Source organism: Pseudacidobacterium ailaaui (genome assembly GCF_000688455.1).
In the GTDB taxonomy this organism is placed as follows: Bacteria; Acidobacteriota; Terriglobia; order Terriglobales; family Acidobacteriaceae; genus Pseudacidobacterium; species Pseudacidobacterium ailaaui.
In genome coordinates this window covers 635371-659142 of record NZ_JIAL01000001.1, presented here as the reverse complement: position 1 = coordinate 659142, position 23772 = coordinate 635371, and the positions used below count along the sequence as shown (strand labels likewise).

Annotated in this window: 19 protein-coding genes; 13 read left to right on the top strand and 6 right to left on the bottom strand. The window is 57.0% G+C overall.

Translation table 11 applies throughout. The features are described 5' to 3' along the window. Positions 1–228 precede the first annotated feature (228 nt). Both N655_RS20055 and N655_RS0103045 read left to right on the top strand, forming a co-directional pair. Positions 229–2574, top strand: coding sequence for a pectinesterase family protein (locus N655_RS20055; protein WP_069955801.1), 2346 nt, complete (start codon positions 229–231; stop codon positions 2572–2574). 2 nt (positions 2575–2576) lie between these two features. Beyond that, positions 2577–5639, top strand: a complete 3063-nt coding sequence (locus tag N655_RS0103045; RefSeq protein ID WP_026441806.1) for a glycoside hydrolase family 2 protein — start codon at positions 2577–2579, stop codon at positions 5637–5639. A gap of 15 nt (positions 5640–5654) precedes the next feature. Here the strand turns inward: N655_RS0103045 and N655_RS0103040 are convergent, their stop codons facing one another. The 3 genes from N655_RS0103040 to N655_RS0103030 all read right to left on the bottom strand — a co-directional run bounded on the left by N655_RS0103040 (position 5655) and on the right by N655_RS0103030 (position 8121). Continuing rightward, positions 5655–5891 (bottom strand): hypothetical protein, encoded by a 237-nt coding sequence (locus N655_RS0103040; protein WP_155987488.1) that lies wholly within the window; start codon positions 5889–5891, stop codon positions 5655–5657. Between the two features lie 92 nt (positions 5892–5983). Next, complete coding sequence (locus N655_RS0103035; RefSeq protein ID WP_044933879.1) at positions 5984–6835, bottom strand: EamA family transporter; 852 nt, start codon at positions 6833–6835, stop codon at positions 5984–5986. Continuing rightward, entirely contained in the window at positions 6832–8121 is a 1290-nt protein-coding gene (locus N655_RS0103030; protein ID WP_162173479.1) for a VWA domain-containing protein, read from the bottom strand. Before N655_RS0103030 ends, N655_RS0103035 begins: the two co-directional genes overlap by 4 nt. Before the next feature lie 242 nt (positions 8122–8363). Between N655_RS0103030 and N655_RS0103025 the strand changes: the two genes are divergently transcribed. Further along, entirely contained in the window at positions 8364–9428 is a 1065-nt protein-coding gene (locus N655_RS0103025; RefSeq protein ID WP_026441802.1) for a VWA domain-containing protein, read from the top strand. Positions 9429–9486: 58 nt separating this feature from the next. Here N655_RS0103025 and N655_RS0103020 read toward each other — a convergent pair whose 3' ends face one another. Next, positions 9487–10653 carry a M24 family metallopeptidase gene (locus N655_RS0103020; protein ID WP_026441801.1) on the bottom strand — a complete coding sequence of 389 codons (1167 nt, stop codon included), beginning with the start codon at positions 10651–10653 and terminating at the stop codon, positions 9487–9489. Between the two features lie 87 nt (positions 10654–10740). Here N655_RS0103020 and N655_RS17040 point away from each other — a divergent pair, with 87 nt between their 5' ends. Further along, positions 10741–11166, top strand: a complete 426-nt coding sequence (locus tag N655_RS17040; protein WP_044933877.1) for a cupin domain-containing protein — start codon at positions 10741–10743, stop codon at positions 11164–11166. Between the two features lie 30 nt (positions 11167–11196). Here N655_RS17040 and N655_RS0103010 read toward each other — a convergent pair whose 3' ends face one another. Together N655_RS0103010 and N655_RS0103005 are read right to left on the bottom strand one after the other, a co-directional pair. Then, positions 11197–12162, bottom strand: coding sequence for a threonine ammonia-lyase (locus N655_RS0103010; protein WP_044933875.1), 966 nt, complete (start codon positions 12160–12162; stop codon positions 11197–11199). Between the two features lie 3 nt (positions 12163–12165). Next, on the bottom strand, positions 12166–13827 hold the full coding sequence (locus tag N655_RS0103005; RefSeq protein WP_026441799.1) for a ribonuclease J: 1662 nt from the start codon (positions 13825–13827) through the stop codon (positions 12166–12168). Between the two features lie 107 nt (positions 13828–13934). On the opposite strand from N655_RS0103005, the gene nrdR reads away from it, so the two are divergent. The 9 genes from nrdR (at position 13935) to tsaE (ending at position 23754) form a co-directional block, all read left to right on the top strand. Beyond that, on the top strand, positions 13935–14417 hold the full coding sequence (gene nrdR / locus N655_RS0103000; protein WP_026441798.1) for a transcriptional regulator NrdR: 483 nt from the start codon (positions 13935–13937) through the stop codon (positions 14415–14417). A 107-nt stretch (positions 14418–14524) separates the two neighbouring features. Next, positions 14525–15547: an isocitrate dehydrogenase (NAD(+)) gene (locus N655_RS0102995; protein WP_026441797.1), complete on the top strand. Its 1023-nt coding sequence runs from the start codon at positions 14525–14527 to the stop codon at positions 15545–15547. A gap of 86 nt (positions 15548–15633) precedes the next feature. Further along, complete coding sequence (locus N655_RS0102990; protein ID WP_026441796.1) at positions 15634–16395, top strand: carboxypeptidase regulatory-like domain-containing protein; 762 nt, start codon at positions 15634–15636, stop codon at positions 16393–16395. Between the two features lie 150 nt (positions 16396–16545). Next, entirely contained in the window at positions 16546–17589 is a 1044-nt protein-coding gene (locus tag N655_RS17035) for a cell division protein FtsQ/DivIB (protein ID WP_049961220.1), read from the top strand. Next, positions 17586–18803, top strand: a complete 1218-nt coding sequence (gene ftsA / locus N655_RS0102980) for a cell division protein FtsA (protein ID WP_026441795.1) — start codon at positions 17586–17588, stop codon at positions 18801–18803. Before N655_RS17035 ends, ftsA begins: the two co-directional genes overlap by 4 nt. A 12-nt stretch (positions 18804–18815) precedes the next feature. Beyond that, entirely contained in the window at positions 18816–20129 is a 1314-nt protein-coding gene (gene ftsZ, locus N655_RS0102975) for a cell division protein FtsZ (RefSeq protein WP_026441794.1), read from the top strand. Between the two features lie 246 nt (positions 20130–20375). Then, positions 20376–21617 carry a penicillin-binding transpeptidase domain-containing protein gene (locus tag N655_RS17030; RefSeq protein ID WP_044933873.1) on the top strand — a complete coding sequence of 414 codons (1242 nt, stop codon included), beginning with the start codon at positions 20376–20378 and terminating at the stop codon, positions 21615–21617. Between the two features lie 74 nt (positions 21618–21691). Next, on the top strand, positions 21692–23281 hold the full coding sequence (locus N655_RS0102965) for a bifunctional ADP-dependent NAD(P)H-hydrate dehydratase/NAD(P)H-hydrate epimerase (protein WP_026441793.1): 1590 nt from the start codon (positions 21692–21694) through the stop codon (positions 23279–23281). Next, the gene (gene tsaE / locus N655_RS0102960; RefSeq protein ID WP_026441792.1) at positions 23278–23754 is read left to right on the top strand and encodes a tRNA (adenosine(37)-N6)-threonylcarbamoyltransferase complex ATPase subunit type 1 TsaE; all 477 of its coding nucleotides are present in this window, start codon (positions 23278–23280) and stop codon (positions 23752–23754) included. The genes N655_RS0102965 and tsaE overlap by 4 nt, the downstream gene beginning before the upstream one ends. Positions 23755–23772 lie beyond the last annotated feature (18 nt).

Below are 23772 nucleotides of genomic sequence, written 5' to 3'. Positions count from 1 at the left end.
TCCACAGAAGCATGTGCATGAAGATTAGTGACTGAAAGACAGGGCTGTCAAGGAGCTGGGGAAATGCAAAAAAACTCCGCTGTGCTTCGTTCTGGTCGGGACGGCGGTAGCAGTGCACGGCCATGATCTTTTCCTGCTCAGGTTAGGGTGACAAGGGCAGCACGTTCTGTTTATATTGAATGGTCTGACCACAAGCCAATCCAAATCGAGTGCTTTCTGGAGAAGATTATGCGTCATGTGTGCTGGACCCTGGTTTTTGTATTTGCGGTTGCGGTCTATGGGCAGGACACGCGTCATGTCACCGAGCCGTCCATTCCTCCTTCATGTGTGGTGCTGAAAGCCGAGTTGCAGGCGAGCCAGGGGAGATTGGACGAGCGCGAGGAACAACGCGAAGATACAAAGCGGATCCAACAGGCGATTGATTCCTGTTCGCCGGGGAAGGCGGTGGAGTTAGAGGCAGACGGGCAGAAGGACATTTTTTTGAGTGGTCCGTTGCAGCTCAAAAAGGGTGTCACGTTGCTGGTGGACGCCAATACGGCGATCTTTGCCTCGCGCAATCCGCGTGACTACGACATCACTCCAGGAAGCTGCGGCATTGTGAGTGAAAAAGGGCATGGGTGCAGGCCGCTGATTGCTGTGAACAACGCTCCGGACAGCGGGGTGATGGGGGACGGCTCGATTGATGGGCGCGGCGGCGAAAAGCTCATAGGGCAGAACGAAACATGGTGGGACCTGGCGCATCGGGCCAAGATTGAAGACAAGGGGCAGAGCTGCTTCCGTCTGATTGAGGTCAACCGATCGGACAACTTCACGCTCTACCGGATTACCCTGCGCAATTCGCCAAATTTCCATGTTGCAGTCAACCAGACCAATGGATTTACGGCGTGGGGCGTGAAGATCCTGACGCCAAAGACGGCGCGCAATACAGATGGCATTGATCCTGGATCGTCCACAAATGTAACGATTGCGTATTCCTACATTCACACGGGGGACGACAATGTAGCGATCAAGTCGGGAAAGGCAGGTGCGGCCGCGAACATGTCCATTGTGCACAACCATTTTTATACAGGACACGGGATGTCCATTGGCAGCGGAACTGAGGGCGGCGTCCATCACATTCTGGTGCAAGACCTAACAATCGACGGCGCGGACAACGGCATTCGCATCAAGTCTGATCGCAGCCGGGGCGGGCTTGTGCGTGACGTGATCTATGAGGACGTTTGTATTCGCGATACGAAGAACCCGATTCTGTTTACGCCGTTGTACACCACCTTCTCGGGAAATGCGCTGCCGGTATACCGCGACATTGTGCTGAAGGACGTGCATGTGTTGTCGCCGGGCACGTATACGTTTCTTGGTCTGGATGCGCAGCACAAGCTCGGCGTAACCCTCGACAATGTTTATGCCGATAGGCTGGAGCAGTCGAAGATGCAGGCGCGGGACGCAGAAATTACGCTGCGCAACCGTGGAAATCTTGTGCCGAACGGTGAGGACGTATCTGTAACAGAGAGAGATACAAATAAGGGCAGTCCGATTCCATGTGCTGGTCGCTTTGTTCCTTTTCCGAAGACAACAACTGCGCCGGAGGCGGCGAACACGGTCCTGCCGGAAGACAAAACCTTCTATGTGGCGGCCGATGGCACTGGCGATTACTATTCCATCCAGAAGGCGCTGGATGAAGCGCCTGCGACAGGCGGTGCCACGCTCCTGGTCGCTCCTGGGACCTATCGTGAAGTGCTGCACATTGACAAGCCGGGGATCCGGCTGCGCAGCGCCAATCCAGACGCCAGCAAGACGGTTGTGGTCTACGACCTGAGCGCGGGCACCTCCGGAGGGACATTTCATTCCGCCACAGTGAATGTAACTGCAGACGACTTTTTTGCGGAGAACATTACGTTTGAGAATGACTGGAACAGGACGCATCCGCAGCTTCCGGCAGGATCGCAGGCCCTGGCGCTTCTGGTGACGGGTGACCGGGCAGTATTTCACAATGTGCATCTGCTGGGGAATCAGGACACACTTTATACGGGGAGCCATTGTCCTTCCGGCGGGACTTCATGTGAGCCGACACGGCAATATTTTTCCAATTGCTACATTGCCGGCAATGTGGATTTTATTTTTGGAGACGGCAAGTCTTTTTTCGACCACTGCGAGGTCCACAGCACTCCGCATTCTGAGGGATTTGTCACGGCGCAGGGCAAGCATGAGCCCAAGGAGGACTCGGCGTATGTCTTTGACGAATGCAGGCTGACAGCAGATCCCGGAGTGACGAATGTCTATCTGGGCAGGCCGTGGAGACCGTATGCTACGGTTGTCTTTCTGAATACATGGATGGGTGAGCATATTCAGCCTGCGGGATGGCGGGAGTGGCATCCAGGCGAGACACATTCGCTGGACACGGCGTTCTATGCGGAATACCAATCTGTCGGGCCGGGAGCGCACCGAAAGGAGCGCGATCCGCACACGAAATTCCTGACGAGTGCAGAGGCGGAGAAGTACATGGTCCACGCATTCCTGAGCGGTAAGGATGATTGGGACCCTCTGGCGGTCATTACTCAAAACAAACTGGAGTAGACATGAGCATTGTTTCCAGCCGCCGGGGTTTCTTGAAGGGCGCGGCCTTTTCAGGATTTCTTTTATCTACATGCGGGCTACGCGGAGCAGAGGCACAAACACCTTCGTCTACGCAGGAGCTCTTTCTTCCTGATGAAGGCTGGCGCATGTGGCCGGATACAAAGGCTGCCTGGGAAGAGGACACAATTTATCTGCCAGGTGAATTCAAGCTGACGGAGCTTCCGGTGAATCCTCCCACTGGGGGATGGGAGGTCCTGGGTTTCACGCAGGGAGTGGGTGTGACACTGCCTGCAACGGTGGAGCAGTTTTACTGGGGGGCATTCGGGTATCGTCCTTACAAGAATGAGTACAAATTTGAGGATACTGACCGTGAGGTGAAGAACGGTTCCTACCGTGGCGTTTCCTGGTTTTGGCGCGAGATAGAAGTCCCGATGGATTTTCAGGGTAAACGAATCTTTCTTCACGTGCGCGGGGCACGTTTAAGGGCCGAGGTCTATCTGAACCAAAAGCTGGTGGGCTACAGCATTCTGGAAGAGCTGCCGTTTGAATGCGATATCACACAGGCAGCACGTCCAGGAGAAAAGAACCAGCTTGCGATTCGCATTACCAATCCTGGTGGTGAGATGGACTGGATTGATGGCCGCCAGTTGCAGTGGGGGCAGGTCCGTCTCCAGAGCAGCCACGGTTTTGGCGGGCTGGACCGCGCGCTGCGCCTGACTGCGCATGGGCCTGTTCGGGTAAAAGACAGTTGGGTGCTGAATACGCCGGATGTGCGTGCGATTACGGCCCATGCAGAGCTGGAAAATCTGACCGGGCAGCCCAGGACTGGGAGCATCGTCTTCTCGATTGTGGATCCTGCATTGGGCCAGACCGTTGCAAAGAAGGAGCTGCCGGCTCAATTGGATGCCCATGCAACGGCTGTTTTTCAAGCCGAGATGCGATATGAAGGTGCAAAGCTGTGGGACCTGGACAGCCCGCATCTCTATCAACTGCGGGTGGAATGGAAGGGCCTGCAGACTGACGCGGACTTCCGGCAGATTCCTTTCGGCTTCCGCTGGTTTGCTCCAGAGGGCATTGGAGCAGAGGCAATGTTTCGTCTGAATGGACGGCGCACTCGCATCTACACCTCGATTTCATGGGGCTTCTGGGGCATGAATGGACTTTTCCCCACGCCGGAACTGGCCCAGCGCGAAGTGGAAGCGGCAAAAACATTTCACCTGAACTGTCTGAACTTTCACCGGAACGTGGGGAAACCAGAGGTCTTTGCGGTCCAGGACAGGATGGGCCTTTTGCGCTGTATGGAACCCGGTGGCGGATACGAGGCCGTCAGCGCAACGGGGTTCGCGCAGCGCTACATGGAGGCAAAGATTGTCCGTATGATCCGGGCCTTCCGCAGCCATCCGTCCCTGGTGGAATACATACTGCAGAATGAAGCAAAGCCTGATCTGAGTAATCTGAATCTCTATCGCATTCTGAAGCGGATGCACCAGGAAGACCCCAGCCGTTCCATTGTGGCCAATGATGGCTTTGCTTCGCGCGCGGCGCAGGCATGGATTGAACCCTATTCCGACCGTGTGCGTACCTCTGCCGAAGGCGGGGCAGGCGGATGGTGGGACGAGCACCAGGGGCCGTTTTCCGACGTCTGGAATGATCGCTATTACAACGGACCGGACGATTTTCTATATCGCTCAACCGATGAAGGTGAGATTGTCGAGTGGGGCGAGATGAAAGGGGCAGCATCGCCTGATAATCACGCGCTGCTGATTCAGCAGATTGAGCAGCACGGCGGCAAGAGCTACGACCTAGAAGACCACAAGGAAATTTTGGCGGCTTATGAAACGTTTCTGGATCGTTGGGGCTTCCGGGCGGCATTTCCCTCAGCCAGTGCGCTCTTCCGCTCCATCAGCCGCCGCGCATATGAATCGTGGGGGCAGTTTCTGGAGAACATCCGTATCTGCGATGTGAATGATTATGCGGCCATCAGCGGGTGGGAGTCCACGGCCATCGAGAACCACAGCGGGCTTCTGGATGTGATGCGGGACTTCAAGACCGATCCGCAACTTCTGGCTAAAAGCCTGCTGCCGGTGCGTCCGGTGGCGAAACAGTATCATCTGGTGTTGAGAAAAGGCGAACGCGCAAAGTTCGATATCTATCTGCTGAACGATACGGGCAGGCCAGTGACAGGCAGGCTGATGTTTTCCATCCGTAACCCTCAAGGCAGGACGATGAAGGTGGGTGCGTGGGCGTGTCCGGAGTTTGAAAAAGACAAGCTGGTGTCCCTTGTGCAAAAAGCCGTGGAGACAGGGCCGCTGAATGAGGCAGGTGTCTGGACGACAAAGCTCGCACTGAATGCTACGGCAGACTCCGCACATGAGTGCCGGTTGTGGGTGGTGGAGACGGACCCATATTCATTTGCAGGATGGAAGATTGGTCTGATTGGTGCAGGGTCGTCACTGCCTTTTGTTGGCGTAGCTGCCGAAGCGTTTTCTACTGGGAGGAAATACGATGTGTTGCTGGCGATGGATGCAGCGCAAAAAGCCGAGCCTCTCGTGCCCACGGACGACATGGGGGCCTATCGGCAGAGTGGCCAGATGAGGGAAGACAGATTGCCAGAGGGTGCCATCGAGCAGATCCGGAGCGGAACTCCACTGATCGTCATTACAGGCAAAGACAGCGTTGCCGGCGGCTATGCCAGGCAGCTTGCCGATGCTGGAGCATTCACCTTTCACGGAATGGTAGGCGCATCGCGCGCCAGCTGGATGGGATCGTGGTACTTTGTGCGTGAGCACCCTTTATATGCAGGCATGCCGGTGAATGAAGGCATGAGTATTCACTATCAGGTGAAGGGGGCAGGTTCCAATGGCTGGCTGGTGGATGGTCCGGGGGTGGAGATTGTTGCCGGATACAGCCGCGACCATGACCGCAACATTGGCGCAGGAACATTCACCGCGTTTCTGGGGCAAGGACGTATCGTGATGCAGAGAATTGCCGATATGCACCCGGTATTGCAGGAGCGCTTTCTGGCGAATGCGCTCCAATCCGTCAGAACGAAACAGCAGCAGTGATCCAGATCATTGGAACTAATGGCGCAAGCTGCGGATCTGACGGCGCAGGGCAGCAATTTCACGACGGGTGCTGCGGAATACCGGGATGATGTAAGAGCGGGACATTCGCGGCATGGCATGGAACATCGATATGAGCAGATTCAACTGGTCCTTTTTCGCCGCCAGCTCACGTTCTAAGTTGGCCATCAACTGACTGCGCTCTGGGGTCTGCGCATTGAGCATTATCCAATGGTAATTATAAAGGAAACGCATTGTCATCCCACAAATGATTGGTTTTCAAGCCGGGGGCCGGGGGAACCTGAAACAGCAAGAAAACGCTTGCTTAAAAATAGCTGAATACAAGCCTAAGCGGAAATCATTACCACGGCAAGCAGCGCCAGCACCATACCAGCAGTCTGGTTGCGGGTCGCACGTTCCTTGAGGAAAAAAATTGCGAGAAGGATGGTCCCGGCTGGGTAGAGGGACGCCAATACGGCAGCTACGTCCAGCCGTCCACGGAGAGAAGAAGCGGTGTAGAGCAGGTTTCCCGCAGTATCGAGGAGTCCTGCTACGGCGGCCAGCAGAAGAAGAGCGCTCCAATCTATCGCCGGGGCGAGAAGAGGGCGGGTCCCGCGCGAAACGAGAAAAAGGCCAACAATGATGGCGCAGGAAACGGACCCAAGACGAGAGAAGGCGATGGCCCAGAGAAGGTCAGATTTCCCTGCAAGGTGAAGAAAATAAAGGAGAAATCCAAAACAAATTCCGGAAGCTGCTCCCGCCAGAAGGCCGTTCAGGTGGACGGATGATCCCGGTGTGTAGACGATCAGCCAGATGGCCACCATGGCGGCAAGGAATCCTGCGAGTTGTAGTCCTGTCGGCCTTCCCTCCGTCAAAAAGGAGGCCAGGACGGGGACCATGGCCGTCAGAACGCCGGAGAGTGCAGCGACCAGGCCCATGGATCCGTGCGATAGCCCCTCATAGAGCAGGAGCAGACCAGAGCCGCAGGCGATTCCTGCAAGGAAACCGTAAAAGATGGTCCCATGGGAGGGAGCCGGTGGGTGGAGCACCCATAAGAAGAACGTAAGAGCAAGAAGCCCAAGGCCATGAGAGATCATGACAATCAGAGCGGAGGAGGCGCGGCGTGTAGCCAGTCCTCCGCAGAAGTCCGAAATTCCCCAGACCGAAGCCGCGCCCAGGGCCAAAAGCGGGCCGCTCATTGACGCATGGATGCTGAAGGATAATAACCGTCTTTCGCAGTGATCTCCAGGCCGGGCACTTCAACCACCACGGTAATCTTGTGGAACTTGTCGCTCATGACACCAGAGTGCGTGTAGTAACCCAGGAAGTATTGGGTGCGGGCCGAAGATGCAATTGTGGCAAAGCTCTTCTGGATGCCATTTTCGGAGTATTGGGATTCCAGAGCTCCTCCGGTGGCCAAAGCATACTTAGGCAGGATATTGTCCCGCATCGTGGGGATGAGAGGGAGGTGCCACTTGTCCAAATAGCCGACGCCCCACATGGCAGAGTCACCCACCAGGGTCCCGTACAGCACAATATTGTTGGTGAGCAGATAGCGGACCACCTCTTTGTAAGAGGCCTTGCTGCCATATTCCTTGCCGTCACTAATCACATAAAGAACGCGCAGGTGGTCTTTAGGCTGCTGGGCAAGCGCCTTGGCGGCCTCCAGGATGGCATCGTTGAGGGGATGAACTTCCTTGGGAATCGTGATAAAGCCCATATTGCCGCGTTGAGGAGCGACGTTCGGATCCACAAGCTGGCCATTGATGGTCGGCCCATTGTCCAGAGGGCCTCCGGGAGAGATGACGCCCATGTCCCGGCCCGAAGCCTTGGCGCTCTGTAGGGCAGCCGGAAGCCGGGCGCCTTGCGCGCCGGTAAATTCGGTAATCATGCGGGGGCTGCTGGTATAGGCAAACACAGCAACAGAATCAGCTGGGGTGAATGCACCGGTGACGGCTGAGAGGCTTTCATTGACCTTGCGCATGACGTCAGAGGGCAGGGTCTGGTCAATCACAAAAGCCACTGAAAGGGGGCGCGGATCTACGGAGAAGAAGGCGATATTTTGACGGACGCCGTCCTCATAGATTTTGAACTGCCGCCAGGTGAGTCCAGCAACAAGCTGATGCTTTTTGTCCCGGACGGTCACAGGAACGTCCACATAAGTGACGGGAACACGGATCAGAAAAGCCTGGTTCTCTCCCGGTTTCGGGATGTAGGGGGCCTGCTGCTGCTGGCTGTTGTCCTGTTGAGGAGCAGAAGGTGTATCGGAAGAGGAAGAAGGCTGCTGCTGCGCGTCTGACTGGCTTGCCGGCGTAGCCGGCTGCTTCAGGGCCTCAGAAGCGGTGCCTTTGCCCGGGGCCACCTGATCTTTCAGATTCGACAGGTCAGAAGCGCTGGCAGGCTGGGGCGCTGGCGCGTCGGGAATGCTTTGCTGTTGTTGCTGCTGGGGTGCTCCCAGCAAAAGAAAGGCCAGCAATGTAGCCAAGGCGCCTTGCATCGTTTTTGAAAACCCCCAAAACCTCTTTCGCGCAACTGCCTGCTCATTTGGGATTCGCAGCAGAAGAGCGCACTTCCATTAGATGCCGATGGTCCCCATTTGGTGAGTGGCACCGGGAGACCTCAGGCTTCTTTAAGACTATCAAAACGGAGAGATCGGGTTCTTCGGCACCCCTTCGAGGCGAAAGAAAGACCTTTCATTCCTCTCATCCGTCCAATTAGAGTAGACCCATGCGGCGGCGGATTTCCATATTTGTTTTCGTCCTGGCCTGTGCAGCGATTGGTTTCCGCGCCAGCGCGCAGGAGCCCGGTTCTCCGGATGCTCCTCCGGTCAGTAACGCCCCCGATACAACGGACCAGGTCAATACGGCCACCACAACATTCCGTGCCAGCGCCAATCTGGTGAGTGTGTATTTTACGGTGCGGAACAAGCAGGGAGGGCTGGTCCCAAACCTGACGAAAGACGACTGTACGATTCTTGAAGACAAGCAGCCGCAAAAGATCAAGAATTTTGCTCCTGAAACGGACCTTCCCCTGACCCTGGGCATACTGCTCGACACCAGCGGCAGCCAGCAGAATGTTCTGCCCATGGAGCAGCAGACGGGAACAGCGTTTCTGAAGCGCATCCTGCGTGCGAAGGACGAAGCCTTTCTGGTCTCCTTTGATGTTCAGGTGAACCTGTTACAGGACTACACCAGCAATCCCCGTTTGCTTGAGAAGGCCATGGACCAGGCGCAGATCAACACTGGAGGCGGAGGGGGGGCCATCGGCGTTCCTGGAATGGGGCAGGGTCCGGTACCCGTGCACGGAGACCCCAAGGGGACTTTGCTGTATGACGCAGTGTATGAGGCGTCCGACAAGCTCCGCTCAGAGACGGGTCGGAAGGCCCTGATTCTGCTGACCGACGGAGAGGACCAGGGCAGCACACACAAAATTGCTGAAGCCATTGAAGAGGCACAGAAGTCCAACACCATTATTTATGCGCTTTTGATTGCTGACCGGGGCTTTTATTTCAACTATGGCATGGGCTATTCGGGGGCCTCGGCTTTGAAGAAGATGGCCGAAGAGACCGGCGGCCGCATGATTGATGTAGGCAACAATGGCAAAAAGATGGAAGCAGCCTTTCAGCAGATTGAAGATGAGCTCCGCACGCAGTATCTGGCCAGCTACACGCCTACCAATACAAAAATGGACGGCAGCTTCCGTAAGCTGGACATCTCATGCAGGGGAGATGGCCTGAAGGTGCAGGCGCGAAAGGGATACTACGCGATTCCGGCAGAGGACGAAGGGCAGTAGGACTGCTTCCGGCCACGGTTTGCCGTATCGTGTTTGCGGGCGTCGATGGAAAAGGGCGTTATTCTACCCGTACCAGCTCCTGCTGGATGCGCCCGGTCACCTCGGCCTTGTCCTGCGTTGTCATCATATTGACTTCACTGCGAACGCCAAATTCCGGAAGGTAAATTCCTGGCTCTACGGAAAAGCAGGTGAAGGGAAGAATGCGGCGCTCATCGTGGGTCTCCAGATTGTCCAGATGTGCACCGTTCCCGTGGATCTCGGTGGCGATGTTGTGCCCGGTACGGTGGGTGAAATACGGCGCAAATCCCGCCTCATGAATGACGTTGCGCGCCGCGTCATCGGCCTGCCATCCGGCGATGGGCTGCTTTGCTGCAAATGCTTGCTGTACAGCGCGTATGGCGGCGTCGCGCGCATTCTTTACTGTGGTGAAGACCTGTTGTTCGCGTTCAGAAGGCGCGCGGCCAACGACAGCGGTCCAGGTAATGTCATACCAGCAGGAGTTGGGGCGGTCCATGCGCGACCAGATATCAATTAGCAGGAAGTCCCCTTTCTCGATTCTGCGCGAGTGTTCTGCCGTGGGTTCGTAGTGGGAGTCCGAAGAGTTTTCATTTACGGAGACGTTCGGACCATTTTCCGTTACCATGCCCGCACGGGAGATGGCCTCCTGAAACCACACCTTCATCTCGTATTCTGTGATGCCGGAAGAAACGCGCTGGCCGATGCGGCGAAACCCTTCTGCGAGGATCTCATCGAGTGCGCGCTGCGCCTCATAGTGGCTGGCAATCTGTTCCGCAGTAAGCACAGCCTCAAACTGGCTCACCAGGTCGGCGGAACTGAGGATGGTTTTGCCGATTTCGCGCAGAAATTCAATCGTGCCGGCGTCTACCATCGAGAGATACATAATGGCGTTGCGCGGCGAGTACTGCATGGCGATGCGTTGATAGGGCCGAAGGATCCGCTCCAGACCAGATTGCAGCTCCTGCCATGAGGAGTAGGCGGTCTTGTTTCCGGGCAGAGTGTCCAGGCGGCCCTGTTCGATGCGGTGTACCAGCTTGTGCGGTTCACCCTGCGCGGGAACGACGTAATACCAGCGTCGTGTAACGTGCGCATGAGGGTCCAGCCCAAGGATGCGCTCTGCGATGGGATCGCGGTGGTGATGGTCGTAGAAAAGCCATGCATCGAGCTGCTGCTCACGGAGCGCGGACTGAATAGCGGAGAGGTCCATAAAGAAAGAGTGTACCGGAGGAGGAACTGCGCGTCATGGCCCGTGTTCTCCGGTAAAATCAGTGCGCAGGCAATACACGAGGAGCTTATGGACCTTTCAAGACGGGCATTATGCCAGGCCCTTCCATTGCTTTTGGGCCCTTTCGCATGGGCAGCTGACAACAACCAGCCGATTCCGTCTTTTGCCAAGCCATTCGATCAACTACCTGTACATGCCAATGGAGCCAATGCTTCGCGTCCAATCCTGAACGGCGTCACGCATGCGGGGGTGCATCTGGAAGTGCATGAAACCACTTTGGCGCCAGGAGCCATGCCGCATCCGCCGCATCACCACGTGCATGAAGAACTGTTTCTTATTTCAAAGGGAACAGTCGAGGTCACGATTCAAGGCAAAAGCACAACCATCGGTCCGGGATCGGCGGCCTTCATTCACTCCGGCGAAGAGCATGGCATTCGCAACACCGGCCAGGGACCGGCGCAGTATTTCGTAGTGGCGATCGGGGAGGAAAGCTGAGCAGGCTGGTCCAGACATCCTGACCGCTTCTTAATTGGTGGCCAGCATGCGCTTGAGTACGTCAGGTTCGACGTTTCCGCCGCTCATAATCGCAACGCAATTGCGAAAGGGCACCAGCCCTTCGGAATGAAAGAGGACAGCGGCCGTGGTAACGGCCCCGCTTGGCTCGGGTGTGAGGCGCGCCTGATAAAGCAGCGTCTGCATGGCGCAGGCAATCTCTTCCTCTTTTACCGTGATGATGTCATCTACGTAAGCACGGACGTGCTCGAAGTTCAGATCGCCCAGGCGCTGGGTGCGCAGTCCGTCGGCGATGGTGCGGGAAGTGAGCTCCGCCGGCCAGGTGACAAGCCTGCCGGTGCGAAAGCTCTCCTGTGCATCGGCAGCCAGGTCGGGTTCAACGCCGAGGACCCGGACGGAAGGCTTTAGGAGTTTGATGGCTGCTGCCACGCCGCTCAACAGCCCTCCTCCGCTTACGGGGGAGAGTACGAGGTCTACTTCGGGGAGGTCTTCGAGGATTTCCAGCCCGCAGGTGCCCTGTCCGGCGATGATGTCGCGGTCGTCATAGGGCGGCACCATCACGTATCCGAATTGCGCCTGCAGTTCTTCGGCCTTTTCTTTCCGCTCCAGGCTGGAGGGGCCGACCTCGACGATTTCCGCTCCCAGCGCGGCAGTTGCGCGCTTTTTGACCTCAGGAGCATTGGAGGGCATCACGATGACAGCCTTCCTACCGAGGGCGCGGGCGGCATAAGCAACTCCCTGAGCGTGATTGCCGCTGGAGTAGGTAATCACGCCGCGTTGGCGCTCGGCCTCCTTCAACTGCGAAATTTTGTTATAGGCGCCACGCAGTTTGAAGCTGCCAATGGGCTGCAGCCCTTCGGCTTTGATGAAGACATTCCCGGGCGGCCCGGAGATCTGCAAACGGACCAAAGGGGTATGGGAGGCCACGCCTTGAATCCGTTCCTGCGCTGCGCGGATTTCTTCCAGAGTCACCAGCATTGGCTAAATCTCCAGAATCACGGGCATAATCAGAGGCCGACGACTGGTGTTTTTCTGGATATAGCGTTTCAGGTCGATACGGATCTTCTCCTTGATGACGCCGTAGTCGGCCTTTTCTTCATCGCTGGAGTTTTCGAGTGTCTGGGTGATGACCTTGCGGGCGGCTTCCAGCAGTTCAGGGTCCGCGCCAACAAAGCCGCGGCTGACGATTTCCGGTTGCCGCTCGACCTTACCGCTGAGTTTGTTGATGGTCAGGATGGGCAGAACGATGCCGTCTTCGCTGAGGTGGCGGCGGTCGCGGATGACGAGGTCTTCGACGACATCGGCGGTCGAGCCTGAATCAATGCAGACGCGCCCAGCAGTGACCTTTCCGGTAATCCGTGCGTCATCGGGGCCGAGTTCGAGGATGTCGCCGTTTTCGATGACCAGGGCCAGGTCCACAACTCCCATATTCTGTGCCAGTTCGGCGTGCTTCTTCAGGTGGCGGTAGTCGCCATGCACCGGGATGAAGAATTTCGGGCGCAGCAGGTTAATCATCAGCCGCTGCTCTTCCTGGCTGGCATGTCCGCTGACATGGATCAGGCCGGAGGCGCCATCGTCATAAATCACATGCGCATCGCGGCGGCAGAGGTGATCAATGACGCGGAAGATGCTTTTCTCATTGCCTGGGATGACGCGCGAGCTGAGGACGACGGTGTCTCCTGGGTGGATGCGCGCATGTTTGTGGTTGTCTACGGCGGCGCGGCTCAAGGCGCTCATGGGTTCGCCCTGCGTCCCGCTGATGAGCACCATCACTTCTTCCGGAGCGTAGTCGGCGATCTGGCCAGGATTGATGATGACGCCGGGAGGCACATCAAGATATCCGAGGTCCTGCGCAATCTCGGCCGACTCGACCATCGAGCGGCCAACAATGGCCACTTTGCGGCCATGTTTGTGGGCCAGGTCCACGGCGATGCCGATACGGTAAATCGATGACGAGAAGCAACTGAAGAAGAGCTTCTTCTTTGTGCGTGAGAAGAGTTCGTCCAGGCGCGGTTTGACGGCCCATTCGCTGGGAGTATAGCCGGGGCGGTCCACGTTGGTCGAGTCCTGTAACAGGGCAAGCACACCGCGCTTTCCGTATTCGGCGAACTTGTGAAGGTCAAAGGCCTTGCCGTCCGGGGGAGAAAGATCAATCTTGAAATCGCCGGTGTGGACAATGATTCCGACAGGGGTCTCAATGGCCAGGGCCACGCAATCCACGAGACTATGGGTGACACGGATAGGGTCAATGACAAAGGGGCCAAGAGAGAACTTCGTGCCGGGGATGATCTCGATCAGCTCAGTCTGGTCCAGCAATTTATGTTCATCGAGCTTGCCCTCCACATAGGCCAAAGTGAACTCTGTGCCGTAGACCGGGACGTTGAGCTCCGAGAGGATCCAGGGCAGCCCCCCGATGTGGTCCTCGTGACCGTGAGTCAGGATGATGGCGCGCACCAACTCGCGGTTCTCGACAAGGTAAGTAATGTCGGGGACGACGATGTCCACACCGAGCAGTTCTGATTCAGGAAACATCAGCCCGGCATCCATCACGATGATGTCGTTCTGATAGCGGATGGCGAGACAGTTCATGCCGAACTCACCTAATCCGCCCAGAGGTATGATTTGAAGCTTTGCGTCAGCCATTCGCTTTCCGGGAATATCTGATGCTAACAGTTTGCCCGTCCTTATAAAAGCGGGCAGTAGGGGCTGGAGGGCGACGGCCCCTTGCTAGAATGGAAGAAGACAGACAAATGAAGTGTCCTTACTGCGGGTTTACGCAAGACCGGGTGGTGGACTCGCGAGAGAGCAAAGAGGCAGATTCGATCCGCCGCCGCCGCGAGTGTGAGCGCTGCAACAAGCGTTTTACCACGTATGAACGTATTGACGAAATCCCCTACATGGTAGTGAAAAAGGACGGCCGCCGGGAACGGTTTGAGCGGCAAAAAGTGCTCAGCGGGCTTCTGCACGCCTGCGAAAAGCGTCCGATTTCTGCCGGCAAGCTGGAGTCTCTGGTGGATGAAGCAGAGAGCTTTCTGATGGATTCTCCAGAGCGTGAAAGGACGACGGCTGAGATCGGGGAACTGCTGATGGACCGGCTCAAAACGCTGGACACAGTCGCTTATATCCGGTTTGCCAGCGTATACCGCGATTTTAAGGACGTGCGTGAGTTCAAGGAAGAACTGGAACAATTACTGAGCGGAAAAGAAGCAGGGAAGAAGGGAAAGCATAGTTGATGGCGGCCCGCGCCCGTGGGCGCTGTTGAGCCGATGCGCGGCCGCAGTTTGTTTGTATATTCCCGGTTTCCTGGCCAAACAGCGTCTGCATGGACGCACTGAGGATTATGACCAACACAAAAATACACAAAGTAACCCTGATTCCCGGTGATGGAATCGGCCCGGAAGTGACCGATGCGGTGGTCCGCATTCTGGAAGCGACGGGAGTGAAATTCGAGTGGGAACGCTTCGCTGCGGGAGCAGAAGCATTCGAGAAATACAAGGAATATATTCCGAAGGAACTCTACGAGTCCATTGAGCGCAACAAAATTGCGCTGAAAGGCCCGGTAACCACTCCGGTGGGCGGGGGCTTTGCTTCGATCAATGTGACCCTGCGCAAGAAGTTTGAGCTCTATGCGAACTTCCGGCCGATCAAGAACCTGCCTGGCCTGGAAACACGTTATCCGAATGTGGACTTGATCATCATTCGCGAAAATACAGAAGGCGAGTATGTGGGTCTGGAGCATGAAGTCGTGCCGGGCGTTGTCGAGTCACTGAAAGTAATCACCGAAAAAGGCTCAACGCGCATCGCGAAATTTGCATTTGAGTATGCGCGCAAACATGGGCGCAAGAAGATCCATGCCATCCACAAGGCCAACATCATGAAGATGTCTGACGGCCTGTTTCTGCGCTGTGCGCGCGAGGTGGGCAAGGGCTTTCCGGAAATCACCTACGGCGAGCATATTATTGACAACACCTGTATGCAGCTGGTCCTGAATCCGTACCAGTACGATGTGCTGCTACTTGAAAATCTTTACGGAGATATTGTCAGCGACCTTTGCGCGGCATTCGTTGGCGGACTGGGACTGGTCCCCGGGGCAAATCTGGGTGCAGAGGCGGCCATTTTTGAGGCCGTACACGGCTCAGCGCCGGACATTGCGGGGAAAGACATTGCCAATCCGACGGCGCTGTTGCAATCGGCCGTCCTGATGTTGCGGCACCTGGATGAGGAAGCTGCGGCTGACAGGGTACAGCGAGCGCTTGAGAAGGTCTATGCGGAAAAGAAGACCCTTACGCGCGATGTGGGCGGAACCTCCGGGACAAAGGCATTTGCGGACGCGGTCGTGAAGGCGGTCGAGGAGGCCGCTTAGACTTCAATCTTCGGGGTCTCCGTTCTGAGAGAAGCACATGGATGGACGGAGGCCCCAAAAGCGGATGAGATTTTCTGAAGGGGTGGATGGTGATCAGGAAACTGGCTCCTGCGATCGTGGTTTGCGGCTTACTGCTTGTTTTTACCGGATGCAAGAAGCCAACCGGTGGGGCCCATTCGGCCGTCCAGTACACGCAAATAGACTGGACCACGGCAGGCGCCATCTCGGGTACCGTCCATGTCTCCGGAAAGATGCCGGCCCCGGTGCAGATTGATATGGCGCAGGACCCGGTGTGTAGCCTTAGCCCGGCCAATTACAGCGAACAATATGTGGGGAAAGATGGCGGCCTACAGAATGTCTTTCTTTACATCAAAGACGGCCTGGGCAATCGAATCTATCCTGCTCCCTCGACCCCGGTAGTCATGGACCAGAAGGGATGCAGGTATACACCGCATGTCATTGGCGTCATGGTTGGCCAACCGGTCCGTTTTACGAACAGCGATCCCACGATGCACAACGTGCACATGCTGCCAAAAGTTGAAACCAACCAGGCCACGGACATTTCCCAGGGGCCGAATGGTGCGCCTGAAACGCGCGTTTTCCGGACCCCGGAGCTCATGATTCCGGTGCGCTGCAATAATCATCCGTGGATGGAGGCATTCATCAATGTCACGGACAACCCGTTTTACGCAATCAGCGGGCCTGATGGTCATTTTGAGATCAGAGGGCTGCCTCCGGGGACCTATACACTTGTTGCGGACCACGAGGTGCTGGGACAGAAGGCAGTCACTGTGACGATTGCAGCAAGACAAACTGTGCACCAAGACTTTACCTTTGCCGCCAGATAGCACGGTCTGTTTCATTTTGAGGTTACCTTTCCGGATACATCGGTCGAATTTCATGTCTCCACAGCTCAGCGCACGTTATAGTGGTGCTGGCGACTCTCACGACTCGGCTCGGGCGTGGCGAAAACAGGTCCTTATCAAAACGGTCCCGCGTTGGCAGAGCATCTGCCAGCTGAGGAGTTCCTGCGTCCCGAAGTGAAGGTCCGGACGCGTCTTCAGCGGCCCATTCCACGTGTGGATGAAGAGGACGCATCCGAGGAAGAGGCGTTTCTGCGTGCCCGTAAACGGGTCCCGGTTCGCAAGGGCTTCCTGCCTCCGTTTCTGACAAAAACCATACCGGGACGCGTGGCCCTTGGCTTTTTCGGCGTCATTCTTGTGGTGCTTTGTGTCATGCTTGTGATGGCCGTCCAGAATTTTCTCGACCATGATCCCCATTTCCGGATCGATTCTGCAGCGAACATTCAGATTGACGGCAACAGCCAGCTTACGCGTGCTGATCTGCTTTCAGTTTTTGGTGCGGACATTGGGCGCAACCTGTTTTTCGTGCCCTTGGCACAACGACGCAAAGAACTGGAGCAGGTCCCCTGGGTGGCCCATGCGACGGTCATGCGCATCCTTCCCAACCAGATTCGTGTTTCGATTGTGGAACGTGTACCGGTTGCCTTTGCGCGGGTGGGCAACCAGGTCAAGCTGGTAGATGCCGACGGCGTCCTGCTGGACATGAGTCCTGCTGCACTGGCGGCAAAACACTATTCGTTTCCGGTGGTCATCGGCATCCATCCGGAGGACCCGCTTTCGGTTCGGCGTCCACGCATGAAGCTCTATCAGAAGTTTATGGCTGACATCGATACGGGCGGTGAGAGGGTCTCCAGCCAGTTGAGTGAGATTGATCTCTCAGACCCGGAAGATGTTCAGGGGCTGGTGTCCGAGGGTGGTTCCGACATCTTGCTGCATTTTGGGCAGGACAACTTCCTGAATCGCTGGAACGAGTACAAGCAGCACCTGGGCGAATGGAAGCAGCAATATCCGAACCTTGCTTCCGTAGATCTGCGTTACGACGGTCAGGTGGTGCTCAAAATGTCAAAGGACGCGGCCATGGGCCAGGAGGCATCTGCTGAGCAGAACCAACAGCCAGTGCCGAAAGCCGGCAAGGCAAAAACAAAGGCCCCTGCACACCCCTACAGGAAGAGAGCATGAGCCAGAAGACGGAGAACCTGCTGACGGTGCTGGATGTGGGGAGCGCAAAGACCCGGGTGCTGGTGGCTGAGCTGTATGATGGCGCTCTGCGGTATCGTGCCCATGGGATTGCCGATTCCAAAGGGATGCGCAAAGGCGTGATTGCCGAATTGAAGCAAGCCGCCCGCAGCGTGAACGACGCGGCCATGATGGCTGAAGCCATGGCCCAGGCCACCATTGATCGTTGCGTGGTGGGCGTGGGGGGATGGCATGTGCGCGGTGTGAACAGCCGCGGAGGCATCAGCCTGGGCACGCGCATGCGCGAGATTACACGGGAAGATGTGCGCGCCGCTGTGGACCGTGCCCGTTCGGTTTCGCTGCCCAATGACCGGGAGATCCTGCATTTATTGCCCCAGGAATTCATTCTGGACGATCAGCCGGGCATCCATGACCCGGTAGGGATGATCGGGAACCGGCTGGAAGTCAACCTGCATATTGCAACGGCCTCGGCCAGCGCCCTGCAGAGCATTGTGACCTGCGCCAATAAAGCCGGGCTGGAAGTGACCGAGTCGGTTTTTGAAGCCATCGCTGCGGCAGAGGCCACCATTTCAGCCGATGAGCGGGAACTGGGAGTTTGCCTGATTGATATCGGCGCCGGGTCTACGGAACTGGTGGTTTTCTTTGAGGGATCGGTGGCGCATACGGCGGTGGTCCCGATTGGCGGAGACCACTTCACAAACGATCTGGCGGTTGGCCTCCATGTTTCGGTCGAAGAGGCAGAGTGGATCAAGTGCAACTATGGGCACGCTGTGGTCACGGCGGTGCCTTCGGGCAATGAAATTGAGCTGTATGGGATGCCCGGGCATGGTCCGCGTACGGTGCGGCAGCGCTTCGTGGCGGAGATCCTTGAGCCGCGGGCGCGCGAGCTCTTCCACTTATTGCGGGACAATCTGCGCCAGGGCGGCGTGCTGGAGGCCCTGGGGGCCGGCTGCGTGCTCACCGGAGGCGGCGCTCGTCTGCCCGGTCTGCTGGATACGGCCGAAAGCCTGCTGCGCACGCCTGCCCGCATTGGAACGCCGGTAGCGCTGTCGAGGATGCCGGAAGAGCTGGTGGACCCGGAGAACGCTGTTCTAACAGGAATGCTTTTGTATGCCCACCGCACCAGCGTGAGCCGTGCGGCGGAAGACCAGGGACTGCGCGCCAAACTGCGCGCCATTTTTGCAGGAAGTGTGTAGGAGCCAATGCCCATGAACCCTTCAGAAGAGATCCGTATTCATTACCATGAACAGGTCCCGCGCGGTGCCAAGATCAAGGTCATCGGCGTAGGCGGCGGCGGCGGAAATGCGGTGAACCGCATGATTGCGGCCCGTGTGGAAGGAGTGGAATTCATTGTCGCCAACACGGATGCGCAGGCTTTGCAGCTCTCCCATGCTCCTGTAAAGCTGCAGCTTGGTCTGAAACTGACCAGCGGCCTGGGAGCAGGGGCGAATCCAGATGTTGGTCGCCGCGCCGCCCTTGAGGATTCGGAAAAGATCATTGAGGCCCTGGAGGGCGCGGACATGGTTTTTGTTACCGCGGGACTGGGCGGCGGGACCGGCACCGGAGCTGCCCCGGTCATTGCCTCCCTGGCCAGTGAAATGGGCGCACTGACGGTGGCCGTGGTGACCCGTCCCTTTGGTTTTGAAGGCAAGCGCCGGATGCTTCAGGCGGAACGCGGCATGGAAGAGCTGCTTGAGTCCGTTGATACGATGATCGTCATCCCGAACGAAAAGCTGCTGGCTGTGGCAAAAGACGCGGGCTTTTTTGAGTCTTTCCGGATTGCCGATGATGTGCTGCGCCAGGGAGTGCAGGGGATCTCAGACATCATTACCATCCCCGGAATCATTAACCGGGATTTTGCTGATGTAAAGACCACGATGGCCGGGATGGGCTATGCGGTCATGGGCACCGCGGTACGCAGCGGTGCGAATCGTGCGCTGGAGGCGGCACAGGCGGCCATCTCTTCGCCATTGCTTGAGGCCGGTGCGATTGACGGGGCCAAGGGCATTCTGATCAACATCACCGGGTCAAGTTCGCTGAAGCTGAGTGAGGTCAATGAAGCTTCGACTCTTATCCAGAATGCGGCGCATGAGGATGCGAACATCATTTTTGGCGCGGTGCTGGATGAAAATATGGGGGACGAGGTAAAAATCACAGTGATTGCCACAGGGTTCCGGCAGGAGATGGCCGAACGCCGCGAACGGATGCTGAACGTAACGTTGCGCGAGCCGGTAGCGCCCCGTGTGCATGTTGAGACAGCCCAGCCGTCGGCCCCAAGATTTATGAGCGAAGAGGAAGAGGAGCCGGAGGTCCGCCAGTCTGTGGCCCCGGCCATCCCGCTGTCCTCTGTGGCGCCGGAAGCACCGGGCGTTGCTGAAACTGGAATAGAACAACGGTCCGAGCCCATTGCCGTTGCTGTGGCGGCACCGTCCAGCCCTAGAGAGGTATTTTTTGAACCGCGTGGCGAAGAGCAGGGGGATGAACTGGATATTCCTGCATTTATGCGTCGCGGGGGCTTGTAAAAGACTTTCAGAAAGGTATAGTGAAAATATCAGCCCGGCACATTCCCTATCTGAAAGTGATCCGAAAAGCGGAAGGCATCTTTTTGCTGCCGGGTGTGTCCAATTGAGTTGAGGCCCTGGTTGCATCCCAGAATGGGACCAGGGTGCCTTTGGAGGAACCGGCCTGCGCAACTGATGTCTTGTCATCAGAAGTACAGGGGCCTTTTACGGTAGGATGCAATAAGCTGGCTTGGGGTGAATCGCGGAATGAGGCACAGGGTATCTTTCTTTTTGTTGGGGTTCATAGTGCTGCCAGTGTTTTTGTGGGCGGGAAGCACATCCACGACCCGCCACACCACGCGCCGCGCCCGTGTGGTTGAGTCCTCCCGGGCAAAACAGCGCATGGCGCGACTGCAACATACGCACCGCACTGCCCATCTTGAAAATGCTTCTGTGACCGTCCGCCGCGGACGCGTACGTCGCGCGAGTCTGCGGGTGCGGCACCGCTATTATGAACGTTTTACTGGCAACTCCTTTGCGGACATCGATGACCTGATCTCAGGGGATGTTACCGGTGGTGAAGACCCTATTGTGCGTCAGGCTGCTGTAGATGCGCTGGGGAACATGAATGGCACAGTGGTGGCCATCGATCCCAGTAATGGACGCATTCTGGCCATGGTGAACCAGAAGCTGGCGCTGTCAAGCGGGGCCGAGCCCTGTTCGACGATTAAACTTTCCGTTGCTCTGGCGGCCCTCGATGAGGGGATTATTACGAAAGACACTCCGGTGAATCTGGGTGGCCATTACAGCATGAATCTGACGCAGGCGCTGGCCCACTCCAACAATCTCTACTTTGAAACACTGGGTCGCCGCCTTGGCTTTGAACGGGTCCGCCATTATGCCAATGAGTTCGGCCTGGGAGAGTTGGCCGGATACAACATTCCCGGTGAACACCTCGGTGTTTATCCTGACGAGCCGATTCCTGACAGCGAAGGTGGCGTAGGGCGCATGTGCTCCTTCGGAGAAGGTGTCTCCATGACCCCGCTGCAACTGGGGGCCCTGGTGGCTGCGATCGCCAATGGGGGAACGTTGTATTACCTGCAGCATCCCACAACTCCTGAAGAAGTACTCAATTTTCAGCCGCGCATCAAACGCACGCTGGACATTTCGAAAATTCTTCCCGAGATCCAGGACGGAATGCAGGCCGCCGTCCAGTATGGGACCGCGCGCTCTCTGCGTGCCAACTTCAATCAGTTCCCGATTTTGGGCAAAACCGGCACCTGCTCCAACAACGGCACCCGCTATGGCTGGTTTGCTTCTTATGCGGACACGCAGTACGGACGCATTGTGACGGTCTTCTTTCTGGAAGGCGGCCGCCCGACCTTTGGCCCCAAGGCAGCGGAACTGACCGGGATTTTCTACCGCAACCTGTGGGACAAGAACTACTTCATCAGCAAGCCAGCTACCGAGACAGCATCGGTAAGGATGGCATCGACTGCGACACAGTAGGTGCGTGAGTATGATTCTGACAAAACGGTCTCCGCTTGGGAGGCCGTTTTCATTTCAGAGAGGATGGCCTGGGGATGAAAATCCTGACTGCGGATGAAATGCGTGCCTGTGATCGCGCCTCCACAGAGCTTTATGGTGTCTCCTCGCTGACTCTGATGGAAAACGCCGGGCAGGCCGTTGCGCGTTTTGTTCTGCGCGAGTTTCCGGATGCGCAGCGCATCGCTGTTCTTTGTGGCAGGGGAAACAATGGTGGAGATGGATTTGTAGCGGCCCGTGCTCTTGGTCAGGCCGGGCGGCAGGTGAAGGTGCTGCTCCTGGGCTATGCTGCGGAACTGAAAGGAGACGCAGCCGTCATGTTTGAGCGCATGGGAATGGTACCGGTGATTGCGCCTGATGAAGATTCACTTTCCTCCGGTCCGGTCTCTGCATTGTTGTCAGAAGCAGACCTGTTTCTGGACGCTGTGGTGGGAACAGGTTTTCAACCTCCCTTGCGCGGAGTGGCCGCTGCCCTGCGAGACCTTATTTGTGCGCGCCAAACACCGGTGGTTGCTGTGGACCTTCCTTCTGGATGGAACGCGGACGCGCGCGAATCCCAGGTGGAGGGTGCCTTCCGCGCGGATGCAGTGGTGACCTTTACTGCGCCCAAGCCCGCGCACGTCTTTGGAAATCTGACAAATAGTGCGCATAAGCCCATTGTGACTGCCCCCATTGGATCGCCCGAGGCGGCCATCCGGTCAGGGCTTGGACTTCAATGGACTGGAGCATCGAAGAAGATTACCGAAGCGCCACGTCCTGCGGACAGCAACAAGGGCAAGTACGGTCATGTTCTGGTTGTGGCGGGTTCCTATGGAAAATCAGGGGCAGCGGCCATGGCATCGTTGGCTGCACTGAGGACAGGTGCGGGGTTGGTCACCGCGGCCGTGCCTCAGCCCATCCTGGCCTCTGTTGCTCAGATTGCCCCTGAATTGATGACCATACCGCTTCAGGCGGGCCCGCAGGGGGAGATCCATAGCAGCAACCTTGAACCCGAGATCCTGCACAATCTGGTCCATAAAAAATCGGTACTGGCCATTGGACCAGGAATGGGTCAGCAGCCTGAGGCAGAAAAGTTTCTTCTGGGCCTGCTGGAAACGACAAATCTTCCCACTGTGCTAGATGCCGATGCGCTGAATCTTATATCCAGGCATCGCGACAGGCTTTATGGCGGCAATCGTCTGCTGGTCCTGACTCCGCATCCGGGGGAAATGGCGCGCCTTTGCGAATGTAGCACAGGAGAGGTACAGGCCAACCGCGATCAGTTGGCGCGAGACTTTGCCATGAAATATCGGGTCATTCTGGTACTCAAAGGCTGGCGCACTCTGGTGGCCCATCCTGATGGAAGCATTGCCGTCAATACGACGGGGAATCCGGGCATGGCCAAAGGCGGCAGCGGCGACATTCTTACCGGCATGGTGGCGGCCATGCTGGCGCAGTACCCGCAGTCCCCGACAGAGGCCGTCAATGCGGCTGTTTACCTGCATGGCCTTGCTGCCGACTTTGCCGTCCGCGAGCAGGACGAGCACACGTTGCTGGCCACCGACACGATCGCCCACCTTTCCCGTGCTTTTCGCTTTCGCGCAGAAGACGAAGGCGGTTATCTTTGGATACAAGGATTGCCGCGATGAGCCAGGCGACAGGAACCACCGTCCACGAATTTGAAACCAACAGCGCTGCGGATACGATTCGCGTTGGCCGCGAAATTGTAAAGCTGCTGGCGCCACCAAAATTTCTTATCCTGAAGGGTGACCTGGGGGCAGGCAAGACCACGCTGGTTAAGGGAATTGCTGAGGCACTGGATGCGGCCGATCCGGATGAGGTCACCAGTCCGACCTTTACGCTGATCCATGAGTACGAGGGAGTACGGCATGAGAATGGCAAGGATGAGCCTGTCATGCTGTATCACCTGGATCTTTACCGTATCGAACAGGAGCGCCAGCTTGACAGTCTGGGTCTGGACGAGATCGCAACCCCTGACAGCCTGGTCCTTATCGAGTGGGGCGATAAGTTTGCCTCAGTTGCGAAGCGGGCCAATGGTGAAATCGTCATGACGTCTACGGGGGGCGATTCGCGCAAAATCACAGTGACCCTAAGGGGATAACAACAGTCTGCTTTAGTG